This window comes from Bacillus sp. JJ1521 (assembly GCF_036965165.1).
Taxonomy (GTDB): Bacteria; Bacillota; Bacilli; order Bacillales; family Bacillaceae_L; genus Ferdinandcohnia.
Genome location: NZ_JBALOX010000306.1, coordinates 1 through 1167, shown reverse-complemented (window position 1 = coordinate 1167; position 1167 = coordinate 1). Strand labels below are relative to the sequence as shown.

The 1167-nt window shown below is 35.4% G+C and carries 1 protein-coding gene; it reads left to right on the top strand.

Features of this window, described 5'->3' with window-relative positions:
• Positions 1 to 61: 61 nt before the first annotated feature.
• The coding region (gene miaB / locus V7147_RS25135; protein WP_335370525.1) for a tRNA (N6-isopentenyl adenosine(37)-C2)-methylthiotransferase MiaB at positions 62 to 1167 on the top strand (1106 nt) is incomplete at its 3' end.

Here is a 1167-nt window from a genome sequence, read left to right as displayed (position 1 = left end):
CAAGGCACATTTGATTATCTTTTTTAAAAGATAGTTTTTGGGAAAAGGAAGGAGATACCGCATGAATGAAAAACAACGTCTTGAAAGTACTCAAGTAAAACCTGCGGACAAAAAATCCGAAAAGGATTACAGTAAGTATTTTCAATCCGTTTATCAACCACCTTCATTAAAAGATGCGAAGAAACGTGGGAAAGAACAAGTCAATTACTTAAAAGAATTTTCGATTCCTGAGGATATGAAAAATTTTGGAAAAGGAAAACGCTTTTTAATCCGTACGTATGGTTGCCAAATGAATGAGCATGATACAGAAGTAATGGCTGGCATTTTTATGGAAATGGGCTATGAGCCTACTGAAAATACACAGGATGCTGATATCATTTTACTTAATACTTGTGCAATCCGTGAAAACGCAGAAAACAAAGTATTTGGTGAAATTGGTCACCTTAAACCATTAAAACTTGAAAATCCAAATCTTTTAATCGGTGTTTGTGGATGTATGTCCCAAGAAGAATCAGTTGTTAATAAAATTCTAGAAAAACATCAATTTATTGATATGATTTTTGGTACTCATAATATTCACCGCCTTCCTCACATTGTAAAAGAAGCGATGTTTAGTAAAGAGATGGTTGTTGAAGTATGGTCTAAGGAAGGAGACATTATTGAAAACCTTCCAAAAGTCCGTAAAGGAAATATCAAGGGTTGGGTTAACATTATGTACGGCTGTGATAAATTCTGTACATATTGTATCGTACCTTATACTCGTGGTAAGGAACGAAGCCGTCGACCAGAGGATATTATTGAAGAAGTACGTCATTTAGCGAGACAAGGCTACCAAGAAATTACCTTACTTGGACAAAACGTAAATGCCTACGGTAAAGAATTTACTGATATTGAATATGGTTTAGGAGACTTAATGGACGAATTACGTAAGATTGACATCCCACGTATTCGTTTCACAACAAGTCATCCTCGTGATTTCGATGATCATTTAATAGAAGTACTCGCGAAAGGTGGAAACCTTATGGAGCACATCCACCTACCGGTACAATCTGGAAGCTCCGGGGTTTTAAAATTAATGTCTCGTAAATACACAAGAGAATCATATTTAGAGTTAGTTCGTAAAATGAAGGAACAAATTCCGAATGCTTCCTTTACTACAGATATTAT